The organism is Lactovum odontotermitis (assembly GCF_054658595.1).
In genome coordinates this window covers 1-1,461 of record NZ_BAAGGQ010000048.1, presented here as the reverse complement: position 1 = coordinate 1,461, position 1,461 = coordinate 1, and the positions used below count along the sequence as shown (strand labels likewise).

The following is a 1,461-nucleotide window of genomic DNA, read 5'->3' as shown; positions in this document are numbered from 1 at the left end:
AGCCCAGACGGCGACTTTGACGGCGACGGCATCAAGAACAGCGCTGATCCGGACGATGACAATGACGGCGTTCCAGATGAGCAGGATCCAAAACCATTTGATCCATCCGTTCCAGGTGACACGAACACATCAACAAGCCCAGACGGCGACTTTGACGGTGACGGCATCAAGAACAGCGCTGATCCGGACGATGACAATGACGGTATCCCAGATAAACAGGATCCTAAACCATTTGATCCATCCGTTCCAGGTGACACGAATACGTCAACGAGCCCAGACGGCGACTTTGACGGTGACGGCATCAAGAACAGCGCTGATCCAGATGATGACAATGACGGTATCCCAGATAAACAGGATCCAAAACCATTTGATCCATCCGTTCCAGGTGACACGAACACATCAACAAGCCCAGACGGCGACTTTGACGGTGACGGCATCAAGAACAGCGCTGATCCGGACGATGACAATGACGGCGTTCCAGATGACCAGGATCCTAAACCGTTTGATCCATCCGTTCCAGGTGACACAGATACACCAACGAACACTTCATCAAATACGGATACTACAACGAATCCGACAGATCCGAATGGCGATCTAGATGGTGACGGTATTCCTAATTGGCAAGATCCAGACATTGATGGTGACGGTATTCCAAATGGTGAAGATCCTTATCCATTTATTCCTGGTCCTGGTGCAAACACGAATACTTCAACTGGCCCAGACGGCGATGTAGATGGTGACGGTATTCTGAATAGTGCAGATCCAGATATTGATGGTGACGGTATTCCTAACGGTGAAGATCCATATCCATATATTCCAAATAATAATGGAGATACTGGTAATACCGCAACTGCTCCAGATGGTGATCTAGATGGTGACGGCATTCTGAACAGTGCAGATCCAGATATTGATGGCGACGGCATTCCAAATGCTCAAGATCCATATCCATTTATTGCAGGTCCTGGAGCTTCTGCTACCAACACTGGTACTAGCAATACAGGTACTGGCTCAGGCTCAGGCAGCTCTGGCAAGACACTTCCAAATACAAACGACGCTTCAACTGCTGAGATGGCTGTAATAGGCGGAATTGTACTGGCGGGTGCACTCACAGCTGCTGCAGGTACGCGACGTCGTCGCAACCGCGGTTAATCTAATAGATTCTGTTTCCCCTTTATCTAATTTTCACATAGAAACTCACTTGAATTTTCAGGTGAGTTTTTAGATATATTTGGATACTTCTAAAAATTCAGACTTCATTATTTTTGGCTCAATTTCCCCACAAGAAGAGAAATCGAACTCAAAAGTCACGAAAATCAGTTTTTGGAGATAATCATTATCATTTATATGATGACGAATAATTAAGAAAAAATGATTTCTAAATATTCGAAGATAAACCGATTTTTATTGTTATGAGCTCGTCAGGCTAAAGTTGAGGTTAGTGTAAAATAAATAGCGTAAGAC

The 1,461-nt window shown here is 45.2% G+C and carries 1 protein-coding gene; it reads left to right on the top strand.

Annotated features, from left to right (window positions below; translation table 11 throughout):
* The coding region (locus tag ACYQ2E_RS11270) for an LPXTG cell wall anchor domain-containing protein (protein WP_460018157.1) at positions 1 to 1,149 on the top strand (1,149 nt) is incomplete at its 5' end.
* Positions 1,150 to 1,461 lie beyond the last annotated feature (312 nt).